Annotated in this window: 22 protein-coding genes; 8 read left to right on the top strand and 14 right to left on the bottom strand. The window is 67.6% G+C overall.

Going from position 1 to position 25,348, the window contains the following annotated elements:
* Position 1: 1 nt before the first annotated feature.
* The 5 genes from purH to AWC18_RS01655 all read right to left on the bottom strand — a co-directional run bounded on the left by purH (position 2) and on the right by AWC18_RS01655 (position 5,255).
* Entirely contained in the window at positions 2–1,567 is a 1,566-nt protein-coding gene (gene purH / locus AWC18_RS01675) for a bifunctional phosphoribosylaminoimidazolecarboxamide formyltransferase/IMP cyclohydrolase (RefSeq protein ID WP_085137266.1), read from the bottom strand.
* Entirely contained in the window at positions 1,564–2,151 is a 588-nt protein-coding gene (purN, locus tag AWC18_RS01670) for a phosphoribosylglycinamide formyltransferase (protein WP_064998443.1), read from the bottom strand. The genes purH and purN overlap by 4 nt, the downstream gene beginning before the upstream one ends.
* A gap of 121 nt (positions 2,152–2,272) precedes the next feature.
* Positions 2,273–2,743 carry a hypothetical protein gene (locus AWC18_RS21905; protein ID WP_234806401.1) on the bottom strand — a complete coding sequence of 157 codons (471 nt, stop codon included), beginning with the start codon at positions 2,741–2,743 and terminating at the stop codon, positions 2,273–2,275.
* An 82-nt stretch (positions 2,744–2,825) separates the two neighbouring features.
* Positions 2,826–4,292, bottom strand: coding sequence for a cell division protein PerM (locus AWC18_RS01660; protein ID WP_085137305.1), 1,467 nt, complete (start codon positions 4,290–4,292; stop codon positions 2,826–2,828).
* Between the two features lie 45 nt (positions 4,293–4,337).
* Entirely contained in the window at positions 4,338–5,255 is a 918-nt protein-coding gene (locus tag AWC18_RS01655) for a DUF5336 domain-containing protein (protein WP_085137264.1), read from the bottom strand.
* A gap of 155 nt (positions 5,256–5,410) precedes the next feature.
* On the opposite strand from AWC18_RS01655, the gene AWC18_RS01650 reads away from it, so the two are divergent.
* Complete coding sequence (locus tag AWC18_RS01650; RefSeq protein ID WP_085137262.1) at positions 5,411–6,259, top strand: LLM class F420-dependent oxidoreductase; 849 nt, start codon at positions 5,411–5,413, stop codon at positions 6,257–6,259.
* 152 nt (positions 6,260–6,411) lie between these two features.
* Here the strand turns inward: AWC18_RS01650 and AWC18_RS01645 are convergent, their stop codons facing one another.
* From AWC18_RS01645 to sucC, 3 genes are all read right to left on the bottom strand, one after another.
* The gene (locus AWC18_RS01645) at positions 6,412–7,944 is read right to left on the bottom strand and encodes an acetyl-CoA acetyltransferase (RefSeq protein ID WP_085137260.1); all 1,533 of its coding nucleotides are present in this window, start codon (positions 7,942–7,944) and stop codon (positions 6,412–6,414) included.
* An 89-nt stretch (positions 7,945–8,033) separates the two neighbouring features.
* Positions 8,034–8,936 carry a succinate--CoA ligase subunit alpha gene (sucD, locus tag AWC18_RS01640; RefSeq protein ID WP_064998438.1) on the bottom strand — a complete coding sequence of 301 codons (903 nt, stop codon included), beginning with the start codon at positions 8,934–8,936 and terminating at the stop codon, positions 8,034–8,036.
* Positions 8,937–8,939: 3 nt separating this feature from the next.
* Positions 8,940–10,115, bottom strand: a complete 1,176-nt coding sequence (gene sucC / locus AWC18_RS01635) for an ADP-forming succinate--CoA ligase subunit beta (protein ID WP_064998437.1) — start codon at positions 10,113–10,115, stop codon at positions 8,940–8,942.
* Positions 10,116–10,384: 269 nt separating this feature from the next.
* On the opposite strand from sucC, the gene AWC18_RS01630 reads away from it, so the two are divergent.
* A complete protein-coding gene (locus AWC18_RS01630) occupies positions 10,385–11,401 on the top strand; it encodes a M23 family metallopeptidase (protein WP_085137258.1) in 1,017 nt (338 codons plus the stop codon).
* 53 nt (positions 11,402–11,454) lie between these two features.
* Complete coding sequence (locus tag AWC18_RS01625) at positions 11,455–12,006, top strand: hypothetical protein (RefSeq protein WP_085137303.1); 552 nt, start codon at positions 11,455–11,457, stop codon at positions 12,004–12,006.
* Positions 12,007–12,014: 8 nt separating this feature from the next.
* Here the strand turns inward: AWC18_RS01625 and pcrA are convergent, their stop codons facing one another.
* Complete coding sequence (gene pcrA / locus AWC18_RS01620; protein WP_085137256.1) at positions 12,015–14,348, bottom strand: DNA helicase PcrA; 2,334 nt, start codon at positions 14,346–14,348, stop codon at positions 12,015–12,017.
* A gap of 257 nt (positions 14,349–14,605) precedes the next feature.
* Here pcrA and AWC18_RS01615 point away from each other — a divergent pair, with 257 nt between their 5' ends.
* Positions 14,606–14,869 (top strand): chorismate mutase, encoded by a 264-nt coding sequence (locus tag AWC18_RS01615; RefSeq protein ID WP_064998435.1) that lies wholly within the window; start codon positions 14,606–14,608, stop codon positions 14,867–14,869.
* Positions 14,870–14,957: 88 nt separating this feature from the next.
* Positions 14,958–16,622, top strand: coding sequence for a glucose-6-phosphate isomerase (gene pgi / locus AWC18_RS01610; RefSeq protein ID WP_085137254.1), 1,665 nt, complete (start codon positions 14,958–14,960; stop codon positions 16,620–16,622).
* Positions 16,623–16,625: 3 nt separating this feature from the next.
* Here pgi and AWC18_RS01605 read toward each other — a convergent pair whose 3' ends face one another.
* The 5 genes from AWC18_RS01605 to AWC18_RS01585 all read right to left on the bottom strand — a co-directional run bounded on the left by AWC18_RS01605 (position 16,626) and on the right by AWC18_RS01585 (position 21,907).
* Positions 16,626–17,375, bottom strand: coding sequence for an SDR family oxidoreductase (locus tag AWC18_RS01605; protein ID WP_085137252.1), 750 nt, complete (start codon positions 17,373–17,375; stop codon positions 16,626–16,628).
* A 48-nt stretch (positions 17,376–17,423) separates the two neighbouring features.
* Positions 17,424–18,287, bottom strand: coding sequence for an Fpg/Nei family DNA glycosylase (locus AWC18_RS01600; protein WP_085137250.1), 864 nt, complete (start codon positions 18,285–18,287; stop codon positions 17,424–17,426).
* Between the two features lie 64 nt (positions 18,288–18,351).
* Positions 18,352–18,753 carry a phage holin family protein gene (locus AWC18_RS01595; RefSeq protein ID WP_076049786.1) on the bottom strand — a complete coding sequence of 134 codons (402 nt, stop codon included), beginning with the start codon at positions 18,751–18,753 and terminating at the stop codon, positions 18,352–18,354.
* Between the two features lie 71 nt (positions 18,754–18,824).
* The gene (locus AWC18_RS01590) at positions 18,825–19,109 is read right to left on the bottom strand and encodes a hypothetical protein (RefSeq protein WP_085137248.1); all 285 of its coding nucleotides are present in this window, start codon (positions 19,107–19,109) and stop codon (positions 18,825–18,827) included.
* A gap of 35 nt (positions 19,110–19,144) precedes the next feature.
* On the bottom strand, positions 19,145–21,907 hold the full coding sequence (locus AWC18_RS01585) for an ATP-binding protein (protein ID WP_165757965.1): 2,763 nt from the start codon (positions 21,905–21,907) through the stop codon (positions 19,145–19,147).
* 214 nt (positions 21,908–22,121) lie between these two features.
* On the opposite strand from AWC18_RS01585, the gene AWC18_RS01580 reads away from it, so the two are divergent.
* The 3 genes from AWC18_RS01580 to AWC18_RS01570 all read left to right on the top strand — a co-directional run bounded on the left by AWC18_RS01580 (position 22,122) and on the right by AWC18_RS01570 (position 24,697).
* The gene (locus AWC18_RS01580) at positions 22,122–23,024 is read left to right on the top strand and encodes an AurF N-oxygenase family protein (protein ID WP_076049783.1); all 903 of its coding nucleotides are present in this window, start codon (positions 22,122–22,124) and stop codon (positions 23,022–23,024) included.
* Complete coding sequence (locus AWC18_RS01575; RefSeq protein WP_234806400.1) at positions 23,021–23,746, top strand: DUF4873 domain-containing protein; 726 nt, start codon at positions 23,021–23,023, stop codon at positions 23,744–23,746. Before AWC18_RS01580 ends, AWC18_RS01575 begins: the two co-directional genes overlap by 4 nt.
* Positions 23,747–23,824: 78 nt before the next feature.
* On the top strand, positions 23,825–24,697 hold the full coding sequence (locus AWC18_RS01570; RefSeq protein ID WP_085137244.1) for a TIGR03619 family F420-dependent LLM class oxidoreductase: 873 nt from the start codon (positions 23,825–23,827) through the stop codon (positions 24,695–24,697).
* The last annotated feature ends 651 nt before the right edge of the window (positions 24,698–25,348 follow it).

The raw sequence follows: 25,348 nt of genomic DNA, 5'->3' as shown, positions 1-25,348 counted from the left end.
CCTAGTGGGCGAAGTGCCGGGCCCCCGTCAGGTACAGCGTGATGCCGGCTTCGGCCGCCGCCGCGGTCACCTCGTCGTCGCGCACCGAGCCGCCGGGGTGCACGATCGCCTTCACCCCTGCCGCGGTCAGCGTCTGCAGGCCGTCGGGGAACGGGAAGAACGCGTCCGAGGCGGCCACCGCCCCGGCGACCCGCTCGCCACCGCGCTCCACCGCCAACCGGGCCGCGTCCACCCGGTTGACCTGGCCCATGCCGACGCCGATGGTGGCGCCGTTGCCTGCGACCACGATCGCGTTGGACTTGACCGCCCGGCAGGCCCGCCAGGCGAAGGCCAGGTCGGCCAGCGTGGCCGGATCGGCCGGTTCCCCGGTGGCCAATGTCCAGTTCACCGGGTTATCCCCGGAAGCGTCCAGGCTGTCGCGGCTCTGCATCAGCAGCCCACCGCTGACCTGGCGCCATTCGGTGCCGCCCCGCAGCGGCTCGGAGGCCAACAGCACCCGGATGTTCTTCTTGCGCGAGAGGATCTCCACGGCTCCGGGCTCGTAGGCCGGCGCGACGATCACCTCGGTGAAGATGGTGCTGACGTATTCCGCCATCTCCACGCTGACCGCGGTGTTGGCCGCGATCACTCCGCCGAACGCGCTCAGCGGGTCGCACTCGTGCGCCTTGCGATGGGCATCGGCCACCGAAATCGCCGAGACCGCGATTCCGCACGGGTTGGCGTGCTTGATGATGGCCACACACGTCTCTTCGTGATCGAACGCGGCCCGCCAAGCAGCGTCGGCATCGGTGAAGTTGTTGTAGGACATCTCTTTTCCGTGCAGCTGCTCGGCCTGCGCCAGACCGGGCCAGGCGCCGGCGTCACAGTAGAGAGCGGCCTGCTGGTGCGGGTTCTCGCCGTAGCGCAGCTGCGCAGCGCGGCGGTAGGTGCGGGCGTACCACTCCGGCAGCGCCTGGCGCGGCTCCTCGGGCGCCAGGGTCGACGACATCCAGCTGGCGACCGCCACGTCGTACTCGGCGGTGTGCCTAAAGGCCAAACCCGCCAAGCGCTTCCGCTCAGCGAGAGTGAAGCCTCCGGCGTTGACCGCGGCCAGCACGCCGTCGTAGCCGAGCGGATTGACCACCACAGCGACGCTGGGGTGGTTCTTGGCGGCGGCCCGGATCATCGAGGGTCCGCCGATGTCGATCTGCTCGACGCATTCGTCCTCGCCGGCGCCGGAATCCACCGTCTCGCTGAACGGGTACAGGTTGACCACCACCAGCTCGAACGCTGCGATCTCCAGATCTTCGAGCGCCGCGGCGTGCTCGGGCTTGCGCAGATCAGCCAGCAGCCCGGCGTGCACCCTAGGGTGCAGAGTCTTGACTCGGCCGTCGAGCACCTCGGGGAAGCCGGTCACCTGTTCCACCGGCGTCACCGGAATGCCTTTGGCCGCAATCGATTTTGCGGTAGATCCGGTGGAGACGATGTCCACTCCGGCGGCGTGCAGGCCCGCGGCCAGGTCGACCAGTCCGGTCTTGTCGTAGACGCTGATCAACGCCCGACGAATCGGTCGCTTGCCGTAGGTCATCCTAGGGTTGCCTTTCGTCCGTTCCAGGTCACGCCGCCGGTCGCCAATGCGGCCAACACGTCAACCAGAAGCTTGCGCTCCACTTTCTTGATGCGTTCATGCAACGAGTCTTCGTCGTCGCCGTCGAGCACGGCGACGGGTTCCTGGGCCAGCACCGGGCCGGTGTCGGTTCCGGCGTCCACCAGGTGCACGGTGCAGCCGGTGACCTTGACCCCGTAGGCCAGCGCCTCGGGAACCGCGTGCGCTCCCGGGAAGGAGGGCAGCAGCGCTGGATGGGTGTTGACGGTGCGCCCCAGAAAACGGGACAGGAAGTGCGATCCCAGGATCTTCATGAAGCCCGCCGAGACCACCAGATCCGGGCTGTGGGCAGCGGTGGCCTCCGTCAGTGCAAGGTCCCACGCCGCCCGGTTGGGATAGTCACCCATCCGAACGGTGAAAACCGGCAACCCCGCCGCCTTGGCAACCTCCACCGCCCGGCAGTCCCGGTCGGTGCCGACGGCGACCACCCGCGCGGGGTAGTCGTCTACCGCTGCTGCCAGCAACGACTCGAGCAGCGACCCGGTGCCCGACGCCAACACCACCATTCGGGCGGGGACGCTGGGGGCCACATGGATCGGTTGCACGGTGACTGAGCCTAACGCGGTGTTCGCAGGCGCGACGACGCCGGGCGGCGCCGGTCACCGCCGCCGGCGGTGGTGATCGCGCTCAGGCGGAGCGCTGTGCCCGGGCCCGCGCCACCCGAAGTGCGGCCGCCACGCCGTCCGTCCAGATCTCGACCATGTCCCAGGTGGCCTCGGGATGGCCGGCCGGCTGGGTCATCTTGCCGAGCTTGCTGACCCTTCCGTACGCCAGCTCCTCAAAGTCCGGGTCGTCCAACTCGGGGAACTCGTCGTATTCACTGCAGAACCCCGCACCCGCCAGGTCGTCGTAAAGCGACTCCGGGAGGTCATCGGTCAGCCCGACAGAGCGCGCCGGCTCGATCATCTGCATTCCGGTCTCGACGCCGTCCACCCATATCAGGACCACCACGTCGAGCACCCGCTCATGGCCCGGCGGCAGGATCCGCCCGGCCAGCATCTCGGCCCGAGCGCCGGCCAACATGTGCAGGCTCCGCCGCCTCGGTGCGCCGGCTGAGATGGTGTGGCCGGCGGGCTCGGCGCTCACGACGTCGGTCATGTCGTCCCCCTGGAGTTCGGACGGTCGGCCCTACCATCCGATCAGCCCGAGGAGACATATATAAGGGACTGAAGTCCTCGATTTAGCGGTCGTATCCGTCGTCGTCGGTGAACATCAGGTCTTCGGGGTCCTCCAGCGGGCCGGGTGGCTGCGTCGGCGCGTGCGACCGGAACGTTCGGGGCGGCTCCGGTTCCGGCGTCCACTTCAGCGCGCCGCCATCGGTGACCTCGTCTGATTGGAAGCCCGGCTCGAAGTCGGCGTCGAACAGCTCGTCGGCTGCCAACGGCTCCTCGGGCGCCGCGAAGTCCTCGGGATCGACATCGGCCACCGGCGCCGGACCCGGCTCGGGTTCGGGATCCCCCGCGGGCTGCGCGGGCCGTTCCGGGGCGGGCGGCAACACCCGCTGGGGGCCCGTCACCGCGTCAGCCCGGACTCCGCCGATCATCACCACCGTCAGCGCTCCGATCGCGGCGAACCAGCCGAACACCGCGGGACCGAACGTCAGCTGGTCCACCCCGACGTCACCGAAGTTGCCCAGCCGTCCCCCACCGGCCAAGCCGAGTACGGCCATCGTCACCGCGGCGATGAACGCCGCCACCGCAACCTTGGCCAGCGCCGGAAGCAGCGGCAGCGGCCGGCGGGCACACTGCTGCCCGACGGCCACTCCAGAAGCCGCCCCGATGATCAGCAGCCCCACCCACGCGGGGCCCAAGGGCGGGGCGGGCGCCGCAGCCAGGATCGGCAGCGCGGGGATATCGCCGCCGAGAACGGTGAAGGCGCTGAACAGCGCGGGGCCGATGTGGGCGCTCGAGCCGACTGCTATGGCCGCGGCGCCGACGAGAACATTGGGCACATACAGCACCGCGAGCAATGTCAGGCTGAGCTGACCGAACAGCGAATCGGTGATGGCATAGAGGTCGTGCATGGTGCCCCAATGCCAGACCAGGGAGAGCACCGTCACCGCCCCGGCCAAGCCGAACAGCGCCAGCATGCCGGCGATCGCGGCGCGCACCGAGTCCGCCAGCCAACCCGGCAGCCGGGCCTCGGCCAGTGCCCGCCGGCCCACCCGCGTCCCCACTCCCAGCGCCGCGCCGATCGCGTGGACAACCAGCACGTGCGCGAAGGCGTTCAGGGCATGCGGGGTCTGCAGTTCGGTGATGACCGAGGCCGCATCGTGGATGACCGCCAGCGTCACCGCCGCGATCAACAACGGGCCACCCACCGCCGAGGCCACGATCCAGCGGATGACGAACCAGGAGGCCCCGCGGGCGGTGGCCTGCGCGGTGGTTCGCGCGGTCCCGGCCACCATCAGCAGCACCGGCAACAGGGGCAGTGCACCCAGGTCGCGGCCGCCGATCGAGATCGGCACCTGGTGCACACCCAGCCACATGCTGGCGATGGCCCCCGAGGCCCCCGTCATGTCGCTGTTGGCGATCAGCAACTGAAGCAGCGTCACCGCTGCGATGACCGTCAACGCCGCGACGGATGGGCCGAATGCGACCCGTAGCAAGTCGCGGGTCGGATTCGAGCCTGCCCTGCCGGCGGTCACCGATGTCACGCTGCGAGCACGTTCAACTCGGCGCGCGGGCGCGGGCTAGGGCTGCGCCGGCCCCGACGAGGTGGAGCCGCCCTGCGACTGCTGGCCACCCGTCGAGCTCTGATCCGAACCGGCTGCGCTGTTTCCACCGGTCGACGCGCTCCCCGACCCGCCGGACGACGACCCGCCGGACGACGGCGCGTTGTAGGAGGGGAACCCGGTGGGCGGGGTCGGTGGCCCCTGCGGCGCCGCCTGCTGCCCGCCGGAGCCGAAGGAGCCCGACGAAGGAGACGACGGTGCCTGATGCGCGCCGTAGCCGCCACCCGACGACTGGTAGCTGCCATAGGACGGGTAGCCGGGCTGCTGCGGACTCTGCTGACCCTGGGGACCGTGGTGGCCCTGGTTGCCGTAGCCCTGCGGGCCGGACTGGCCGTAGTAGTTACCGCCCGGGGGCAGCCCGTACTGGGCGTAGGGGTCGTACTTGGGCCGCGGCGCCGGAGCGGTCACCACGCCGGCCTCCAGCAGCAGCGATCCGACGGCTGCGGCGGCCTGCAGGACGCTGAAGGTCAGGATCAGCCAGAGCCCCCACCCGATGGTGTAGCTGCTGCTGGCGTCGGCGATCGTCGAAATGACCAGCAGCGCGCCCAGCGTGGAGATCACCGCGGTCACCGCCGTGAAGCTCTTCGTCTTGGGCAGCAGGGCCGCCGCGGCCAGCAATGCGGCCAGGATCGCCAGCGGAACGGTGTGGCCGGCGTCGCCGAGGATCAAGGGGTAGTCGACGTCGGTGATCGTCACGATCGGCCCGAAGTTGGCGAGGTAGACGCCCAGCCCCAACGCAACCACCGCGATGCGGAGGTACTGCGGCAATTTGCTCTCGACGTCTCCGCCCGGTTTCGCAAACGACGGGGTCGACGGCCCGTAGGAGCCTGGTGGTTGAGAAGGCTGGTAGCCGGGATTCCCGGGCGAGTAGGTCATGACCTCTCCTGTGCTTGTGGGCAGGACGCTTGTGGGCGGTGCGGCGCGCTCGACCATCCACGCTAGCGCACTGGCGGTGCTAGTCGCTGGGTCAACGCGGTGCGATGAGGGCCCCCGGTTGCCCCACCAAACAGGAACACGTTCTAATCGGTGATATGGATTACGGGCTCGTGCTGTTCACCAGTGACCGTGGGATCAACCCGGCAGCGGCCGCCAAACTCGCCGATGATCACGGCTTCACCACCTTCTATGTCCCGGAGCACACACATATTCCGGTGAAGCGCGAGGCCGCTCACCCGACCACCGGGGACGAAACGCTGCCCGATGACCGGTACATGCGCACCCTGGACCCATGGGTCAGCCTGGGAGCCGCGAGCGCGGTGACCTCGCGGGTGCGACTGTCGACCGCAGTGGCGCTGCCCGTCGAGCATGATCCGATCACGCTGGCGAAATCGATCGCCACCCTGGATCACCTGTCCGGCGGTCGGGTCAGCGTGGGTGTCGGGTTCGGTTGGAACACCGACGAACTGGCCGATCACGGCGTCCCGGCCGGCCGGCGGCGCACCATGCTTCGGGAGTACCTGGAGGCGATGCGGGCGCTGTGGACGCAGGAGGAAGCCTCCTTCGAAGGCGAGTTCGTGAACTTCGGCCCGAGCTGGGCGTGGCCCAAGCCGGTGCAGCCGCACATTCCGGTGCTGGTCGGCGCGGCCGGGACCGAGAAGAACTTCAAGTGGATCGCCCGCAGCGCCGACGGCTGGATCACCACGCCGCGCGACTTCGACATCGACGCACCGGTCAAGCTGCTGCAGGACACCTGGGCGGCCGCCGGACGCGACGGCGCACCGCAGATCGTGGCGCTGGACTTCAAGCCGGTTCCCGAGAAGCTGGCGCACTGGGCCGAGATCGGGGTGACCGAGACGCTGTTCGGACTGCCGGACAAGTCCGAGTCCGAAGTGGCGGCCTACGTCGAGCGCCTAGCCAGCAAGCTGGGCCTCAGCGCCTAACCCGCGCCCCCACCCCATTTCGCGCGCCCCGATTTCGCGCGAACGTGCGTGTCTGTACGCCGACACGCCGTTGGCGCTGTCATTCTGTGCACCCTCGCGGCCGTGACACGGGCACCCACGCACCGTGCCCCACGCGCCGTGCCCCGCGAACGTCAGCGCAGAGAGCAGCGGTTGCCGTAGTCGAACGCGTGCACCGTCACCGGCGCGCCCAGCGGCTCGCCGTCGGACAACAACGCCACCAGGTCTTCGTCTTCGGTGGTCGCCAGGAACCGGGTGCCGTCGGCGTCGAGGCGGCCGATGATGATCCCGGTGCGGGTCTTCCAGTCGTAGCGGACGCTGTAGGTCTCGATGGTGGCCGGGCCCTCGGCCTTCTCGGTGACCGGCACGGTGGCCGCGGCATCGATCTGCGGCTGCAGTTCGGCACTGCGATCCGGCGTCCAAGCCACCGGAGTGGTCGAATACACCCCGGCCGCGTACTTGCTCATCATTCCGCCGTTGGCCCCGACATAGGTGAACTGCCCGGGGACGCTCCGCGCCGCGGCGACGGCCTCGGCGATCGCGTGCATCGAATAGTTGTTGCCGGCACCGCCGAAGAAGGGCAGCCCACCGGTCAGGGTCAAGCCGCGTGGGTCGTCGGCGGACAGACCGAAGGCGTCGCAGATGGCGAACACCGGCACCGGGAAGCAGCTGTAGAGGTCCATGGCGGCGATGTCGTCGAAGCCGATCCCGGCCATCTCGAGCGCCTCGGTGGTGGCCGTCACCGCGGCCGGGTAGCCGCTTAAGTCCTCGCGATCCAGCAAACGCTGGGAACGCAGTGCGGCGTGACCGTGCAGGTACACCCAGCGGTCTTCGGGCACGCCCAGGCATTGGGCGGCCTCCACCGACATCACCAGCACCGCAGCGCCCTGGTTGACCTGATCGCGCGCCACCAGCAGCCGCGGGTACGGGTCGCAGATCATCCGGTTCTCGGTGCTGATCGTGATCAGCTCATCGACCGACCGCTCCACCGGCGAGGCCGAGAACGGGTTCTTGGCCGCGATTTTGGTCATGGGGGCGAACAGCTCGCCCATGGCCTGCAGGTAGTCGGCGGTGCTGCGGCCCAAGCGGGCCCGGCGGGCGTTCTCCAACAAGCCGTACTGCACCGCTGGGCTGGTCAGCCCGTGCACCACGGTGTACTTCTCGACGAAATCCTCCAGGCCGTAGCCGCGGTCTTCGAACTGGCCCTCGACGGTCTCGTTGAAATCCGGCTTCTTGTCGGCCTTGGCAAAGTGACGCAACGTCGAGGTCGCGTCGGATCCGCACAGCAGCACCACATCTGCGGCGCCGGCCACGATCTCGCCGGCGAATTCGGTCAGCAGCGCCTGCGGCCCCTGCCCGCCCACCTTGTCCAAGATTGCGCGTGCCGGGTCCGCGTCGATCCGGCGCGCCACCGACCGCGGGAAGTTGTTCGACTTCCCCAGCGGCGCTGGGGTATTCGGGATGGAAATCTCGAACTGGCGGGTGGCGACCACGGTGTCGATGGCCGACGCGACCTGGGCGGCGCTTGCCCCACAGTCCGCCAGCGCCGCCTGAGCAGCGGCAGCGGCCAGCTCCACCGGCGACATCGCGCGGTAGTCGGCGTCGTCGATGCGCTCGGCGGCCTGGCCGACGCCGACGACGACGGGAGTGCGGGGGTCGATACTCATGTGCTCATCCTTCTATGGCGAGCAGACGCAGAAGCGCGCTGTCAGAACAGCTTTCGCGCGATCCTGCGTCTGCTCGCGCCAAGAAACTCCTACAGGCTCTCGAGGATCTGTCGAGCCAGGGCGGCGGTGGCCGACGGGGTCTTGCCCACCTTCACACCGGCGGCCTCCAGGGCCTCCTGCTTGGCGGCCGCGGTGCCCGACGAACCGGACACGATGGCGCCGGCGTGGCCCATGGTCTTGCCCTCCGGAGCGGTGAACCCGGCCACGTAGCCGACGACCGGCTTGGTGACGTTGGCCTTGATGTAGGCCGCGGCCCGCTCCTCGGCGTCGCCGCCGATCTCGCCGATCATCACGATGACCTTGGTGTCGGGGTCCTTCTCGAACGCCTCGATGGCGTCGATGTGGGTGGTGCCGATCACCGGGTCACCGCCGATGCCGATGGCGGTGGAGAAGCCGAAGTCCCGCAGCTCGTACATCATCTGGTAGGTCAGGGTGCCGGACTTCGACACCAGACCGATCGGACCGGAGCCCGAGATGTTGGCCGGGGTGATGCCGACCAGGCACTCACCCGGGGTGATGATGCCGGGGCAGTTGGGCCCGATGATCCGGGTCTTCTCACCCTTTTCCACGTTGTACGCCCACGCGTAGGCACTGTCCTGCACGGGGATGCCTTCGGTGATGACGACCAGCAGCGGAATCTCGGCGTCGATGGCCTCGATCATCGCGTCCTTGGCGAACTTCGGCGGCACGAAGGCGATCGACACGTCAGCGCCGGTCTCCTTGATGGCCTCGGCGACACTGCCGAACACCGGCAGCTCGACGTCGGCACCGTTCTTATCCTTGTGCGCCACCGTGGTGCCGGCCTTGCGGGCGTTGACGCCGCCGACGATCTGGGTGCCGGCGGCCAGCATCCGCGCGGTGTGCTTGGTGGCCTCGGCACCGGTGATGCCCTGGACGATGACCTTGCTGTCCTTGTTGACGAAGATCGACATGACTTATGCGTCCTTTCCGGCGTTGGCCAGTTCTGCGGCCTTGTCGGCGGCCTCGTCCATGGTGGCGACGACGGTCACCAGCGGGTGGTTGGCCTCGGCCAGAATCGCCCGGCCCTCCTCGACGTTGTTGCCGTCCAGGCGCACCACCAGCGGCTTGGTCGCGGCGTCACCGAGGATGCCCAGCGCCGACACGATGCCGTTGGCCACCGCGTCGCAGGCGGTGATCCCGCCGAACACGTTGACGAACACGCTCTTGACCTGCTTGTCACCCAGGATGACGTCCAGGCCGGCGGCCATCACCTCGGCGGAGGCGCCGCCCCCGATGTCGAGGAAGTTGGCCGGCTTCACACCGCCGTGCTTCTCACCGGCGTAGGCGGTGACGTCCAGCGTGGACATGACCAAGCCGGCGCCGTTGCCGATGATGCCGACCTCACCGTCGAGCTTCACGTAGTTCAGGTCGTGCTCTTTGGCCTTGATCTCCAGCGGGTCGGTGGCGTCCAGGTCGGCGAACTCGAGGTGACCGGGCTGGCGGAACTCCGCGTTGCCGTCCAGGGTGACCTTGCCGTCCAGCGCCAGGATCTGGTCGTCGGGGGTACGCACCAGCGGGTTGACCTCGACCAGGGTGGCGTCCTCGGCGACGAAGACCTCCCACAGTTTCTGGATGGTCACCGCGGCGGCGTCGAGCACCTCGGCGGGCAGGTGGCCCTTCTCGGCGATCTCGCGAGCGAACGCCAGGTCGACACCCTTGACGGCATCAACGGGCACCTTGGCCAGCCGGTCGGGCTTGGTCGCGGCGACCTCTTCGATCTCCATGCCGCCCTCGACCGAGCACATGGCCAGGTAGGTGCGGTTGGAGCGGTCGAGCAGGAAGGAGATGTAGTACTCCTCGGCGATGTCGCTCGCCTCGGCTACCAGCAGCTTCTTGACAACGTGGCCCTTGATGTCCAGACCGAGGATGTTCTGCGCGTGGGTGAACGCGTCCTCCGGAGTGGCGGCGTACTTGACGCCACCGGCCTTGCCGCGGCCGCCGACCTTGACCTGCGCCTTCACCATGACCGGACGACCGATCTCGGTGGCGATGGCCTTGGCGTCCTCAGCAGAGGTGGTGACCCGGCCGGGGGTGGTGGGCACGTTGTGCTTGGCGAACAACTCCTTCGCCTGATACTCGAAAAGATCCATGGGCTCACTGTCTTATTGCGGGTCGCCGGCAAGCCGGCGCTGTCGGATTGTGCGGATTTTGCTCCCGAGGCACTGTATCGACAGTGCGGCGGCGTTCCCTCCTCGCATACCACTGCTGTGGCACATCTCACCGCCCGTAAAACGTGATTCGTTTCACATTAGCGGGTGGATTTGATCGATAGCTTGCCACGCCCCAGCGGGAGTGGTTACCGTCACCAAGTCCAGCTCTTTATAACGTTCTGATCACGACCAGAGGAACTTCCAGGTTGATGCAGCACGGTGCACCGATGCGTTCGGGTTACGGCGGGGCCCTCCCTCGACGTCGGCACGGTGCCCAAGGAGCTGCCCGCAGATCGTCGGTAGTCAGCCCCACCGAGGTCACCGACATCATTCCGTTCAACGAGTTCGGCTGGCCCGAAGATGCGTTCGGCGACGAAGTGTTCGACGAGGCGTCTGATGTGCTGCTGGCCCCCGAGCTCGACGACATGACCGACACGGACAACATGCCGGTCCTACAGCTGGCGTTCCCGCGCGACGACTACTCGCAGAGCTACTACCGTCCGCACGAGGCGGCCCAGCTGCCCCCGCGTCGCGGTAGGCACCGCCAGCCCGCCAGTGCCGCCAAGAGCCGCGTGATGATCGCGGCGATGGCCGCCGGTGCGGCCGCCGCGGCCGCACACGCCGCCACCCATCAGTCCGACGAGACCGTTGCGCGTCCCGCGGTGCTGGCCTCCAGCAAGACAATGCTGAACGACGCCACCACCACCACGTCCAGCCACGGCCTGCAGATGATCACGGTCAAAGCTGCCGCCAACGTCGTCATGCACAACGAGGAGCTGGCCAAGGGCATGGCGTTCGCGCAGGAGCGCGCCGAGCGTGAGGCCCGACTGCAGCGCCCGCTGTTCGTCGCACCGACGCAGGGCGCGTTCACGTCGAACTTCGGCTACCGCTGGGGCGTGCTGCACGCCGGCATCGACATCGCCAATGCCATCGGCACCCCGATCCTGGCGGCTTCCGACGGTGTGGTGATCGAGTCGGGCCCCAGCGCCGGTTACGGCATGCTGGTCAAGTTGCGCCACTCCGACGGCACCGTCACCCTCTACGGTCACATCAACCGGTCGCTGGTCAGCGTCGGCGAGCACGTGATGGCCGGCGACCAGATCGCCGAGATGGGCAACCGCGGTTACTCGACCGGGCCGCATCTGCACTTCGAGGTGCTGCAGAACGGCACCAGCCGTATCGACCCGACGTCCTGGCTCGCCAAGCGCGGAATCAACTTCGCCTAGTACCACGGATTCGAGCTGGCGCGGTCGCTTGCAGTCGCCGCTAGCCTGAAGTGGTGAGCGACCGCCACCAGCCACCCACCGGCGCCAGTCCCTCCAGGCCGCCCGGGATCGCTCCGGCGAGTCCTCCCAGTCGCATCATCCGCCGGGCACCCACCGGCGCCATCCCGATCGTCACCAACTCCGAGCGGATACCGCCGGCCATCCAGCCCGGCCGGGCGGCATTGCCGTCGCCAGACCCGTCAGCCGGCGTCGCGATCAGCGCCTGTGTGCTCGCCCTGGTCGGCTGTTGGGCCACCTCAGTGGTGTCCACCGATCTGATCGCCAGCTGGTGGCAGACCGACCGACTGTTCTGCGTCGCGGTGGGCTTCTTGAGCCTGGTGTTCGCCGGGACGACGCTGTCCGGCGTGATCATGCTGCTGCTGCGGCGTGGGCTCGGCCGCTATCTGATCGCGGTCGGGGCGGTGGTCGCGCTGCTGACGTACGGCAGTCTGTTCCTGGCAGGCGCCCGGGTGCCGGGGATCGTGCACGTCATCCCGGTCATTCAGATCGCCACCGTCGCGACGGCACTGCACCCGCAGACCAGACGCTGGCTGTTCGGCCCTTAAAGGCTTCCCTAGAGCTTGGTCACCGGCGCATGGTTGTGCATCAGCTTGACCCGCCCGGAACTGCCGAAGTCGATCAGCGACATAGCCGACTCCCCCACCCCCGAGACTTCCTCCACCCGGCCCAGGCCGTACTTGTCGTGCGTCACGCGATCCCCCGGCGCCAGCACCAGCAACGGCCGGTTGCCTGATCGGCTCGGTGCCGGTCGCGGGGTTCCGAACCGGCCGGCGCCGCTGACCGGAGCACTCGGCGCGGCGGTGACATCGGTCCGTCGCCAGTCGATGAGGTGCTGCGGGATCTCCCGCAGGAATCGCGACTCCGGGTTCAGCATGGGCTGACCCCACGACGAGCGCACCTTGGCCCGGCTCAGGTACAGCCGTTGCCGCGCCCGGGTCAGGCCGACGTAGGCCAGCCGGCGTTCCTCGGACAGCTCGCGGGCATCGCCCAGCGAGCGCATGTGCGGGAACATGCCGTCCTCCCAGCCGACGACGAACACCACCGGGAACTCCAGTCCCTTGGCGGTGTGCAATGTCATCAGCGTGACCATGCCTGCCCCGTGCTCGGGGATCTCGTCGGTGTCGGCGATCAGCGAGACCCGCTCCAGAAACGCCGCCAACACCCCGACGTCAGGCACGTCCTCCTCCTCGAGGCCGCCGCCCTGATCGGCGAGCGCATTGGCCCGGTCAATGCTGAATTCGTGTGCGACGCTGACGAGTTCGTTGATGTTGTCCAGACGGGCCAGATCCTGCGGATCGGTCGAGGCCTCCAGCTCGGCACGGTAACCGGTGCGGTCCAGCACCATCTCCACCAGACCGCCGAGGTCGTCGTCGCAGGTGTTCAGGTGCGCCCGTAGCTCGTCGAGCATCGCCACGAACGCCGCGATCGCGTTCTGCGAGCGGCTGTTGAGCATCGGTACGCCGCCCTCGGCGGCGGCGGCCAGCGCGGCGGCGAATCCGGTGCCGGTGTTCTCCGCGTGCACCGCGACACACGCCTCCGCACGGTCACCGATGCCGCGGCGTGGGGTGTTGAGGATGCGCCGCAGGCTCACCGCATCACCCGGATTGTCGAGCACTCGCAGGTAGGCGATGATGTCGCGGATCTCTTTGCGTTCGTAGAAGCGCACGCCGCCAACGACTTTGTACGGGATGCCGCTGCGGATGAACACCTCTTCCAGCGACCGCGACGCGTTATTGGTGCGGTAGAACACCGCGATGTCGCTGTAGTTGACCGTGCCGCCATCGGTCAGCTCGTCGATCTCCTGGGCGACGAACCGCGCCTCGTCGTGTTCGTTGTCGGCGACGTAACCGACGATCAGCTCGCCGTCACCGGCGTCGGTCCACAATCGCTTCTCCCGACGCCCGGAGTTGTAGGCGATCACCGCGTTGGCCGCCGAGAGAATGTTCTGCGTCGAGCGGTAGTTCTGTTCCAACAGGATGGTGGTCGCGTCGGGATAGTCGCGCTCGAAATCCTCGATGTTGCGGATGGTGGCGCCGCGGAAGGCGTAGATCGACTGATCCGCGTCACCGACCACACACAGCTCCGCCGGGGGGATGTCCGAGTCGCCGTTGCGGCCGGGTTCCCGCGCTGAACCGCCGTGCCCCGCGAGCTCGCGCACCAGCATGTACTGGGCATGGTTGGTGTCCTGATACTCGTCGACCAGGATGTGGCGGAAGCGGCGCCGGTAGTGCTGGGCGATCTCCGGAAACGCCTGCAGTATCGCGACCGTCTCGCCGATCAGGTCGTCGAAGTCCAGCGCGTTGGCCGAGCGCAGCCGGCGCTGATACTCGGCGTAGACCGCGGCCACCACCCGGCTCAGATCATCGGAGCTCTCGGTGAGATCGGCCAGCGCCCGGTCCGGGTCGATCAGTTCGTTCTTGAGGTTGGAGATCGCATTGGCCAGCAGCCGCGGCGAGTGCCGCTTGACGTCCAGCCCCATGTCCCGGCCGATCATCAGCAGCAGCCGCCGCGAATCGTCGGCGTCGTAGATCGAGAAATTCGAGTTCAGGCCCGGGACCACCGAGGCCTGGTTTCGCAGGATCCGCACGCAGGTGGAGTGAAACGTCGACACCCACATCACCCGGGCGCGGGGGCCGACGAGGCTCGACACCCGCTCACGCATCTCGGCGGCGGCCTTGTTGGTGAAGGTGATGGCCAGGATCTGGCCCACCCCGACGTCGCGGGCCGCCAGCAGATAGGCGATGCGCCGGGTGAGTACCGCGGTCTTGCCCGAGCCGGCCCCGGCCACGATCAGGAGCGGGGAGCCCTCGTGCAGCACGGCTCGGCGCTGCTGCGGGTTGAGGCCATCGAGGAGGTGATCGGTCTGCGGACTGGCGTGCAAGCTCATAGCGTCCCCAACGTACCGCCGCCCGGCGACAGTCTTTGCGCTGGCACTGCCCTTAGTGGCAGACTCGGTGCGTGCTCGACATGCAGCGTCGATTTTGCTCCCCCACATTTTATGGGCACTCCCAAGCGGTGCCCGTGGGTTAGCTGCAACGCCAAGCCCCGCGGTCCGCTTCGTCGGCCCGGGGCTCGTCTGTTGTGTGAGGCCGGATCGCCGATGGGACCAGAAACCACCAACAGCGAGAACCTGGAGTTTTGATCATGTCTGCCCAACCCCAACAGCTGCCCGACATTGACGAGCTGCGCCAGGAGATCGACCGGCTCGACGCCGAGATCCTGGCCGCGGTGAAGCGCCGCACCGAAATCTCGCAGGAGATCGGCAAGGCCCGGATGGCATCCGGCGGCACCCGTCTGGTGCACAGCCGCGAGATGAAGGTCATCGAGCGTTACAGCGAGCTCGGCCAGGACGGCAAGGATCTGGCCATGTTGCTGCTGCGGCTCGGCCGCGGCCGACTCGGCCACTAGGCAGCTGCGGCGGTTCCTCCGCGCCTGCGGCCGACACGGGCCATCCGGTGCCGCACCGTCGACGGCGACCCGCCGCTAATGTCGGGGTATGAGCCCCGTTCCCCCGATCCCGGACATCACCACCACGCCGGCCTGGAACGCGTTGCGCAAGCATCACCAGCAGATCGGCGAGAAGCACCTGCGTGAGTTCTTCGCCGACGATCCCGAGCGCGGCAGCCGGTTCACCGCCACTGTCGGTGATCTCTACATCGACTACAGCAAGCACCGCATCACCGACGAGACCGTGCGCCTGCTGATCGACCTGGCCCGCGCCGCCGGGCTGGAGGACCGGCGCGACGCGATGTTCGCCGGGGCGCACATCAACACCTCCGAGGATCGGGCGGTGCTGCACACGGCGCTGCGGCTGCCGCGCAACGCCGATCTGCACGTCGACGGCCAGGATGTCGTCGCCGACGTCCACGCCGTGCTCGACGCGATGGGCGAGTTCACCGACCGGTTGCGCAGCGGCGCATGGACCGGTGCCACCGGGAAACGCATCGAGACCGTGGTCAATATCGGTATCGGCGGCTCGGACCTGGGCCCGGTGATGGTGGACCGGGCGTTGCGCCACTACGCCGACGCCGGCATCTCGGCACGCTTCGTCTCCAACGTCGACCCGGCCGACCTGACCGCGAAACTGGCCGGCCTGGACCCGGCCACCACGCTTTTCGTCGTCGCCTCCAAGACGTTCTCCACGCTGGAGACGCTGACCAACGCCACCGCGGCCCGCCGCTGGCTCACCGACGCGCTCGGTGACGCGGCTGTGTCCAAACATTTCGTGGCGGTCTCCACCAACGCTGCCCTGGTGGAGGAGTTCGGCATCGACACCGCGAACATGTTCGGATTCTGGGACTGGGTCGGCGGACGCTACTCGGTGGACTCGGCGATCGGCCTGTCGGTGATGGCCGTCATCGGCCGGGACCGCTTCGCGGAATTCTTGTCCGGTTTCCATATCGTCGACGAGCACTTCCGTACCGCGCCTTTGGAATCCAATGCACCGGCACTGCTGGGCCTGATCGGTCTGTGGTATTCCAACTTCTTCGGCGCCGAGTCCCGCGCAGTACTTCCCTACTCCAATGATCTGGACCGCTTCGCCGCGTACCTGCAACAGCTGACCATGGAATCCAACGGCAAGTCGACCCGCGCCGACGGCACTCCGGTCAGCACCGATACCGGTGAAATCTATTGGGGCGAGCCAGGAACCAACGGCCAGCACGCGTTCTACCAATTGCTGCACCAGGGCACCCGGCTGATACCGGCCGACTTCATCGGTTTCTCGCAACCGGTGGACGACCTGGCCACCGCGGACGGCACCGGCAGCATGCACGACCTGTTGATGAGCAACTTCTTCGCCCAGACCCAGGTCCTGGCGTTCGGCAAGAGCGCCGAGGAGATCGCCGCCGAAGGCACACCCGCAGATGTCGTGCCGCACAAGGTCATGCCCGGCAACCGCCCGACGACCTCGATTCTGGCCACCCGGCTGACGCCCTGCGCCGTGGGCCAGCTGGTCGCGCTCTACGAACATCAGGTGTTCACCGAAGGGGTGGTGTGGGGCATCGACTCCTTCGACCAGTGGGGCGTGGAGCTGGGCAAGACGCAGGCCAAGGCGCTGCTGCCGGTGCTCACCGACGACGCCGCCCCACCGCCTCAGTCCGACAGCTCCACCGACGCGCTGGTGCGTCGTTATCGTGCCGAGCGGGGCCGGCCGGCCTAGCGATCAGGCGAAGCGCTTCGTGTACCGCGGCGGCATCCGCCGCAACAGCCAGACCAGCGGGACCCACGGCCAGGGCGGGACCACCGCCCGGCCGGTCTCATGTTCGATGGCACGCACCATGGCTTTGACCCCGGATTCGTTGTCCACCATCAGCAGGGTGGACGCCGATTTGGCGGTCATCTCCGATTCGATGTAGCCCGGTTCCAGCACGGTCACCTTGATCGGGCCGCGGGAATACTCGGCGCGCAGCGACTCCCCCAGCGAGGACACCCCCGCCTTGCTGGCGGCGTAGGCGGCCTTGACGCCTGGGACGCCCTTGTTGCCCAGCACCGATGAGATCAACACCAGGTGGCCGCTGCCGGCGGATTTGAATATCTCCAGCGCGGTCTCGATCTGCACCAGTGCAGCGACCAGGTTCGTCTCAATGGTTGCCTTGTTGGCCCACAGCTTGCCGGATCCCAGCGGAGCGCCCTTGCCGACGCCGGCATTGACGATGATCCGGTCGATTCCGCCCAACTCGGCGGCGAAGTGGTTGAAAACCTTGGGTATTTCGTCGTGGTCATTTACATCGAGCGCAGCGACCGCAACCTTGATTCCTGGAAACTTGTCCGTCAGTTCGGCTTTCAGTTCATCAAGCCGGTCGGTCCGGCGGGCACACAGAGCGAGGTCACGTCCCTGGGCGGCAAAGGCGCGGGCCATGCCGGCACCCAGTCCTGAACTGGCACCAGTGATGAGAATTCTCTGACGGGTCACCAGGGCAGCTTAACGGCGTTCGCGCCCTGCCGAAGTCACGTCGATGAATTACTTGAGCAGTCGCGACATCCGTCGGTCGGCCAGCACCTTGCCGCCGGTCTGGCAGGTTGGGCAGTACTGAAATGACTTATCGGCAAAAGATATTTCCCGAACCGTGTCGGCGCACACCGGGCATGGCAGCCCGGTTCGGGCGTGTACCCGCAGACCGGAACGCTTCTCGCCCTTCAAGGTGGCGGCCTGTTGGCCGACCGAGCGGGAGACTGCGTCGGTCAGCACGGCACGCATCGCCTGGTGCAGTGCGCTCAGCTGCTCCGTCGACAGTTTGCCGGCGGTGGCGAACGGAGAAAGCCGAGCGGTGTGCAGGATCTCGTCGCTGTAGGCGTTGCCGATCCCGGCGATCACCTTCTGGTCGGTCAGGACGGTCTTGATGCGGCCGGTGTTGCCGGCCAGCAGGCCGGTCAACTCGTCGACATCGATCGCCAACGCGTCCGGCCCCAGGGTGGCGATGCCCGGCACCCGCATCGGGTCGTCGACCAACCAGACCGCCAGTCGCTTCTGGGTGCCGGCTTCGGTCAGATCGAAGCCGGGCGCCTGCCCCGGGGTGCCCAGGTGCACCCGCAGTGCGATCGGCCCTTTGCCCGGTCGCAGCGGCGCAGCCGCCAGCTGATCCGACCATCGCAGCCAACCCGCCCTGGACAGATGGGCGATCAAGAACAACTCACCGGCCTGCAGCCCCAGATACTTGCCCCATCGGTGTGCGCCGCTCACCTGCCGGCCGTGCAGTGCCGTCGGTGGTGGGTCGAATGTCTTGAGCACTGACAGCGCCGCCACATCGATGCGGCCGATGGTGCAGCCGACGGCGTGGCGACGCAGATGATCGGCGAGTGCTTCGACTTCGGGCAGCTCCGGCATGCCCCCGAGTCTGCCTGTTTCCGCGCTGACGTGCCCGGCTGTCGGATCTCGGCCGGCGCGTCGGCTACCGGGTGAGGCGACGGGCGTCGCGCACCACCAGCGACAACACCCAACCCACCAAGGACAAGACGATCGCCGCCCAGATCGCATCCCACCAGAAGTCGGCGATGTAGAGGCCCCAGTGCTTGGCGGTCTTGTCGGTGATCCACGCGGTGATCCAGAGCATCAGCGCATTGACCACGATGTGGAACAGACCCAGCGTGATGATGTACAGCGGTATCGACAGCAGTTGCACCACCGGCTTGATGAAGGCGTTCACCAGCCCGAAGATCACGGCGATGACGAAGATGATGCCCACCCGCTGCAGCGTGGTGTCACCACCGACGATCTCGACCCCCGGAACGATCTGAGTCACGATCCACAAGGCGAGTCCGGTCAGCGCGGCACGGAGCAGGAATGGTCGCATGCGCAGATCTTGCCACGGGGCAAACACCGTGAACCGGACTTTCCCGATTGCGCCGGGGAGCGCAGCAGCCCCTACACCCAGCCCTCATCGGCCCCGATGCGGGCCCGAACTCCAGCCGTGATCCGGTCGACTCGCCATTCCGCTTGGCGGCAGGCCGTCACGACCGCCTCGGAGGAGTCGGCGGAGACCACCGCGAACAGGGTTTCGTCGCTGGGTGAGGTCAAGGCGAGCACCAGCTTCGCGTGCACCTCGGCCACCGCCGATGCCAGCCGGTCCATCACCGTGTCTACGGTCGCGTCGGCCAGGTCCGGTTGGTACCACTCCACCAAGAAGCACTGATGTGCGCTGTCGCCCATGCGCCCGACGCTAGCCAACCCCGCCTCGTTGCGAATCAGGGTTTTCCCTGGACATCTCCGGAATTGAGGGCGGCGAAGAGCCCGGCGCGGGACCGGATGCCCAACTTGCGGTACACCGAGCTCAGCGTCATCTCGACAGTCTTCTCCGCGATGAACAGCTCCGCGGCGATCTGCTTGTTGGACAGCCCCGCCGCGGCGTGTTCGGCGACCCGCCGCTCGGCGCGGGTAAGGCCCGCGCCGGAGGTCGCCGCTGTCATGCGGTCCAGCTCGGCCCGGGCCCGCTGCGCCCACAGCGGAGCCCCCAACCGTTCGAAGGTGGCCAACGCGGTGCGCAAGCTCGCCTGAGCATCCTGTTTGCGCCGACGACGCCGCTGGACCTGGCCCAGCAACAACTGAGTGCGCGCCGTCTCGAACGGCATCTGCAGCCGCCCGTGGTGCAGCAGCGCCTCCAGGGCCGCGCGCTCAGCGGTGTCGAGCTCACCCCGCGCGGCCAGCCAGTGGCTGCGCCCGCGGGCACCCACCCCCAGCATCCAGGGCCGGTCCAGCCGTGCGCCGTTGCTGTCCAGAGCGTCGATCAAACGCTTCGCCTCGTCGAGGCGGCCCAGCGCCGTCAATGCCTCCACCGCGTCGGGAAGGTAAGCGCCGACGAGGATCTCGGTGTCGTGATCGGAATCGAATCCGGCCAACGACGGCTCCAGTGCCGCGACGGCGGCCGTATAGTCGCCCCGCGACACCTCCAGAAATCCGAGCGCTGTGGCCGCCGATCCCACCAGAAACGCGGCCCCGGTTTCCGACGCCGCCTCCCGTGCCGCCGCCGCGACGCGACGTGCCGTTCCTTCGTCGCCACGCAATGCCGCGATCGACGCTTGCGTGCACCAGGCATGGACGAGCAGGTGCTTTCCGCCCATCTGTTCAGCGCGCTGGACACTGTCGTCAGCGAGTTCCGCCGCCGCTGTCAGATTTCCCAGCCACATATCGAACATGGCCACATAGTTGGCCGCCCACAACGTGTCGATTTCCGTCCCGTGGGCCAAGAAGCGCTGGTGAATGACGCGCATCTGGTCCCGCCCCGCCTGCACATCCCCGGCCACGGCAGCCATGACGGGCAGGGCTGCGCTGGCTTGGAACGTGGCCGCCGCCCCACTGTTGTGGTCTTCGTTCTCCGCCGCCCAGACCAAGGTCTTGCGATCCACTCCCAGGCCGTACAGGAGGCGCATGTACGCCGAGATGGTCAGAGCTTGACTGCGAAGCCCCGCGACATCCAACTTCTCAGCCTGTTCCACCGCGGTGCTCGCCAGCTCGACCGCCCTCTTCATGTCACCGATCAAGCCCGCCAACGGCACGAGCAGCAGCCTTGCCCGCAGTTGCAGACCGGGGTGATCGGCGGCGTCATCTACGGCCTCGGTGAGCAGTTCTGCGGCCGTCACCAGACTTTCGTCATAGCCGGTGACAGCGGCAAGCAGCATCAACGCCATGCATCGCAACGGGTTCCCGGACGGCAGATCATCCAGAATGGACTGCAGATGCAAGCGCGCGCGGATCATCTCACCGGATCGGAAATGCTGCTCGGCGGCTTGAATTCGGCGAACCGGATTGTCATCGCCCAGTTTGATGGCCAGCTCGATCAACTCCGCTGCCACCGCGGGGGCGCCTCGAGCCCGGGTGGCGGCGGCCGCTCCGTCGAGGGCTTGGAGCACTTCGGGGTCGGCGGTGGTGGCCGCCAGCGCCAGGTGGCGGGCCCTGACCTCGGGTTCGGTCACGATGCCGCTGAGCCGGCGGTGCATGTCCCGCCGCTCCGACGCGCCCGCGGCGCTGTAGACGCCATTGGCGAACAGCGGATGGCGGAACCGGATCCGGCTACCGATGACCTCGACAACCCCGCTCGCGGGTGCTGATTCGGCCAGCTCCACTACCCGCTCGGGACTGATGCCGGTGGCCTGACTCACTCGCTCCACGGTCGGCGATACGGCGCAGGCCGCGGCCAGCAACACCGTGCCGACTTCCGCATCGACCTGGCCGATGTGGTCATGCACCAGCGCCGCCAGGCTGTCGGGCAGGCCGATCGCGGCCCGGTCTGGATCTTCGGCGATGAACCTGGCCAACTCGAGAGCGAAAAACGGGTTGCCACCAGACGTTTGGTGAATCCGGGTGATTGTGGGTCGCGACAGGGTACGTCCCAACCGTGCCGATATCAGCGCGTGCACCCCGCCCAGCGTCAACGGGGAGATCCGCACTCGCTCGATCGACCCGGGGACAGCGGGACTCAGCCAACTCAAGTCGGCGGCGTCCATCTCACCGGTTCGCAGAGTCAACAGCAGACCCACCCGCCCGGTGAGCCGCCGTTGCGCGAAACCGATCACCATGCGGCTGGACATGTCCAGCCATTGGATGTCATCGACACACAGCAACACCGGGGCCACCGAAGTCAGCTTGCGGATCACCGCCAGAAACGCGGTGGCCACCACCCGCTCGTCGCTGTCGGGGCCGTCACCGCCACCCAGCAGGATCCGGTCCACTGCCGCACGCTGTTCTGCGGGCAGCTGCCCGAGCACCTCGGCGTCGACGTCGCCGAGCAGGTCGGCCACTGCGGTATAGGCGTAGCGCACCTCGGTCGGCGCACCCGACGCCGAGAGCACCTGGCATCCCCGCTCGGCGGCTACCGCGGCCGCTTCCCACAAGAGGGTGGACTTTCCGATACCTGCTTCGCCTTCGAGCAGCAGGGTCGCGGGGCGGGTCGAGGCGGACTGCAGAAAGGCGTGCACGGCTGCGCCCTCAGCCTTCCGGTCTGCCAACCCCACCCGCACCTCCACAATTGTGGCATGTGAATTCCGCTTGACCAGGCGGTTACCGCCTGCCGACGCGCCGCGTTGCGGATATACCCACTCCGCCGGAAAGCACACCGCGCCAGGGCTGCGTGCCGGCCAGTTACCGCAAGTATCCGGTACCGCCGGTATTGACATCTTTGGGGTGGGCTCTTAGGTTTTGGGAACCGAAGCGAGAAGGGATTGCGTCATGACCAGTGCGGTGCGGCCGAGCGAGCCGACCCGGGAGGAATTTGCCGAGCGCCTGCTGAAGGGCTCGGTGAAAAAGTCCTACGAACCGGTCGTCGACATCGACTGGGACGCCCCGCTGGAGGAGGACAAGTTCTTCCTGCCGCCACGGATGTGCACCCTCTACGGCACCGGCCTCTGGGAGTCCATGACCCGTGAACAGCAGATCGAGATGTCACGCCAAGAGTTGGTCAACGTCTTGTCGGCCGGCATCTGGTTCGAGAACATCCTCAACCAGGCGCTGCTGCGCGACATGATGCACAAGAATCCCACCGCACGCACCACCCACTACTCGCTGACCGAACTGGGCGACGAGACCCGCCACATGCTGATGTTCGGCAAGACCATCGACCGGATCGGCGGAGTGCCGATCCGCCCGCGACTGCATCAGCGCATCGTCATCAACGCGCTTCCGTTCCTGTTCCGCGGCAGCATCCTGTGGGGTGCCGCGCTGGTCGGCGAGGAGATCTTCGACGCGCTGCAGCGCCAGATCCTCGACGACCCGGACCTGCAGCCGATCGTGCGCCGGGTGATGCGCATCCATGTCACCGAGGAAGCCCGCCACATCCAGTACGCCCGCGATGGTCTGCGGCGCAGCGTCCCGGCGATGCCCCGCTACCGCCGGATACTGCTGGCCAATCTGCAGGGTGTCGGCGGACCGTTCTACCGCCACCTGTTCACGCTGCCCGCTGTCTACCACCGTGTCGGACTAGACGGTCGCGAAGCTCGCCGGGTGGCGCGCGCCAACCCGCACTTCCACGCTGCGTCGCGGTCGTCGTTCGCACCGCTGGCCGCGTTCTTCACCGAGGTCGGACTGATGGGCGGGCTGGCCCGTCGGATGTGGCGGCGGGCCGGATTCCTGTGAGCACCGTCCACGACGTGGTGGTGCTGGGCGACCCGGCGCCCCTGCACGGGTTGATCGACGGTTTTCATGCCGTCGATGCGACGAGCGTGACCACCCGATTCGACAGCGGCACCGACACCTGGGCGGTGACCACCACCGACGGCGAACAGCTGACCGCCCGCATCCTGATCGGCACCGCCGCCTCACGCGACGACGCCGTCGCCAGGCATGGCATCCCCAACCGATTCCAGATCCCCGGCCCGCACGCGCACCGGCAGGCCCGCTATGTGGCCCGGCTCATCGATGCCCTGCGGCGCAGCGGGGCCAGCCGCATCGAGTCGCGGTCGCCCCGCCTGCGGGTGCACCCACTGTTGCCCACCCGGGGGATCTCCCGGTTCTACCTCACCGGCAGCGGGGACGTGGACGTGGACGCCGAAATCTACGACGGCCCGGCGGTGCTCACCCACAATGGCGAGGATTACCCGACGCGAGTCCGACTGATCGGCCACTTCGATCCGATCGATGGCCAATATCATTGGCAGGGAATGTTTTTCAATGACCTGCCGGGCGCGAGTGCCACCGGCTCGAAGGTCAGCATCCGAATCGGCGAGCACACCGCGCAGGGACGCGTTGCCGAGCGGACGCCGTGGGGCACGCTGACGGTGATCGGCGCCGCCGGCTATCCGCCGTATCCCCTGGAGTACCCCGAAGAGGTCGAGATCGCGGTTCGGCCCCGGGTCTGATCGCACTCCCCACTCGGGTCGGCAGGCAAAGTCTGCTATGCAGAGAACAGCGCCAGCACCCAACCCCGAGGAGACGATGTGCGGTTCACCTACGCCGAAGCGATGACCGACCCGAGCTATTACATTCCGCTCGCCAAGGCCGCCGAGGCCGCCGGGTACCACAGCATGTCGATCCCCGACAGCATCGCCTACCCGTTCGAATCGGACTCGAAATACCCCTACACGCCCGACGGAAACCGGGAATTCCTCGACGGCAAGGCCTTCATCGAAACCTTCGTCTTGATCGCCGCCCTGGGCGCGGTCACCAGCACCCTGCGGTTCACCCCGTTCGTGGTCAAGCTGCCGATTCGCCCGCCGGCCTTGGTGGCCAAGCAGGCCGGTTCGCTGGCCGCGATGATCGGCAACCGGTTGGGGCTGGGCGTGGGCACCAGCCCGTGGCCGGAGGACTACGAGTTGATGGGGGTGCCGTTCGCTCGGCGCGGCAAGCGGATGGATGAGTGCATCGAGATCATCAAGGGGCTCACCTCGGGCGACTACTTCGAGTTTCACGGCGAGTTCTACGACATCCCCAAAACCAAAATGACCCCGGCCCCGTCGCAGCCGATCCCGATTCTGATCGGCGGCCACGCCGACGCGGCCCTGCGCCGCGCGGCACGCCACGACGGCTGGATGCACGGCGGTGGCGACCCGGCCGAGCTCGACGGCCTCATCGCCCGGCTCAAGCAGTTCCGCGAGGAAGAGGGCCGTGCCGACGACCCGTTCGAAATCCACGTGATCTCGATCGACGGATTCACTCTCGACGGCATCAAGCGCCTGGAGGACAAGGGCGTCACCGACGTCATCGTCGGCTTCCGGGTGCCCTACATCATGGGGCCCGACACCGAGCCGCTGGACACCAAGATCCGCAACCTGGAGCGGTTCGCCGAGCACGTGATCGCCAAGGCGGGGTGACGCCCGTCACCTCCGTGCCCGCGTGTAAGCACCCCCACGGTTTTGTCCGGCTGATTCGGGAAACAATTCCCCACTGCCGGCGTTGAGCCAAATGTGCACTGACCGCCCAACCCACCGCGGTCGGGTACTGCAGTTCTCAATGCGTGACCTGCAGGGGGTATTGACACATGAAGACGCAGGAATATCGACCGGTCGACTGGCGAGACGGCCATGGCGACCACCAGCGGGTTATCCGCCTGCTTCGCGCCGCGGCGTCGAAGCGCGGGCAGAGCGACGCCCGGAGTCAGTGGATCCGCGCCGCCACGCGGTGCTGAGGCAACCTTCGTCCAGTCGCGTTGCGTGCACCTGCTGTGCCGCCGGCGGAATCGTCGTGAGGACGCGTCCGCCGGCGGCCAAATCGGATTCGTTTTCGGCCGCGCCCTTGCGCGCCGTTAAGCAGGTCATTTAACTTCTCAGACAGGCCTCAGAAACAGGGGCGTCCTGGGAAGGTTCGCCGAGATGTCTCGTCACCGCAGCAGAGTCGTGGGCAGCAAAGTTGTCGGCGTCGCCACGTTCTTGGCTATGACTACTGCAGCCGCGCCGGCGCACGCCGATCTCGAGGACATGTTCGACGCCCTGTTCACACCGTTCGTCACCACCGAAGGCACCCTC

Source organism: Mycolicibacter nonchromogenicus, assembly GCF_002101775.1.
Classification (GTDB): domain Bacteria; phylum Actinomycetota; class Actinomycetes; order Mycobacteriales; family Mycobacteriaceae; genus Mycobacterium; species Mycobacterium nonchromogenicum.
The sequence above is the reverse complement of the archived record's forward strand: the minus strand, read 5'-3'. Positions and strand labels throughout refer to the sequence as shown.

What these genes read in the sequence shown, in the direction of transcription:
- purH (WP_085137266.1), bottom strand. Translation starts at nt 1,567, where the DNA reads ATGACCTACGGCAAGCGACCGATTCGTCGGGCGTTGATCAGCGTCTAC.
- purN (WP_064998443.1), bottom strand. Translation starts at nt 2,151, where the DNA reads ATGGTGGTGTTGGCGTCGGGCACCGGGTCGCTGCTCGAGTCGTTGCTG.
- AWC18_RS21905 (WP_234806401.1), bottom strand. Translation starts at nt 2,743, where the DNA reads ATGACCGACGTCGTGAGCGCCGAGCCCGCCGGCCACACCATCTCAGCC.
- AWC18_RS01655 (WP_085137264.1), bottom strand. Translation starts at nt 5,255, where the DNA reads ATGACCTACTCGCCCGGGAATCCCGGCTACCAGCCTTCTCAACCACCA.
- AWC18_RS01650 (WP_085137262.1), top strand. Translation starts at nt 5,411, where the DNA reads ATGGATTACGGGCTCGTGCTGTTCACCAGTGACCGTGGGATCAACCCG.
- AWC18_RS01645 (WP_085137260.1), bottom strand. Translation starts at nt 7,944, where the DNA reads ATGAGTATCGACCCCCGCACTCCCGTCGTCGTCGGCGTCGGCCAGGCC.
- sucD (WP_064998438.1), bottom strand. Translation starts at nt 8,936, where the DNA reads ATGTCGATCTTCGTCAACAAGGACAGCAAGGTCATCGTCCAGGGCATC.
- sucC (WP_064998437.1), bottom strand. Translation starts at nt 10,115, where the DNA reads ATGGATCTTTTCGAGTATCAGGCGAAGGAGTTGTTCGCCAAGCACAAC.
- AWC18_RS01630 (WP_085137258.1), top strand. Translation starts at nt 10,385, where the DNA reads ATGCAGCACGGTGCACCGATGCGTTCGGGTTACGGCGGGGCCCTCCCT.
- pcrA (WP_085137256.1), bottom strand. Translation starts at nt 14,348, where the DNA reads ATGAGCTTGCACGCCAGTCCGCAGACCGATCACCTCCTCGATGGCCTC.
- AWC18_RS01615 (WP_064998435.1), top strand. Translation starts at nt 14,606, where the DNA reads ATGTCTGCCCAACCCCAACAGCTGCCCGACATTGACGAGCTGCGCCAG.
- pgi (WP_085137254.1), top strand. Translation starts at nt 14,958, where the DNA reads ATGAGCCCCGTTCCCCCGATCCCGGACATCACCACCACGCCGGCCTGG.
- AWC18_RS01600 (WP_085137250.1), bottom strand. Translation starts at nt 18,287, where the DNA reads ATGCCGGAGCTGCCCGAAGTCGAAGCACTCGCCGATCATCTGCGTCGC.
- AWC18_RS01595 (WP_076049786.1), bottom strand. Translation starts at nt 18,753, where the DNA reads ATGCGACCATTCCTGCTCCGTGCCGCGCTGACCGGACTCGCCTTGTGG.
- AWC18_RS01590 (WP_085137248.1), bottom strand. Translation starts at nt 19,109, where the DNA reads ATGGGCGACAGCGCACATCAGTGCTTCTTGGTGGAGTGGTACCAACCG.
- AWC18_RS01580 (WP_076049783.1), top strand. Translation starts at nt 22,122, where the DNA reads ATGACCAGTGCGGTGCGGCCGAGCGAGCCGACCCGGGAGGAATTTGCC.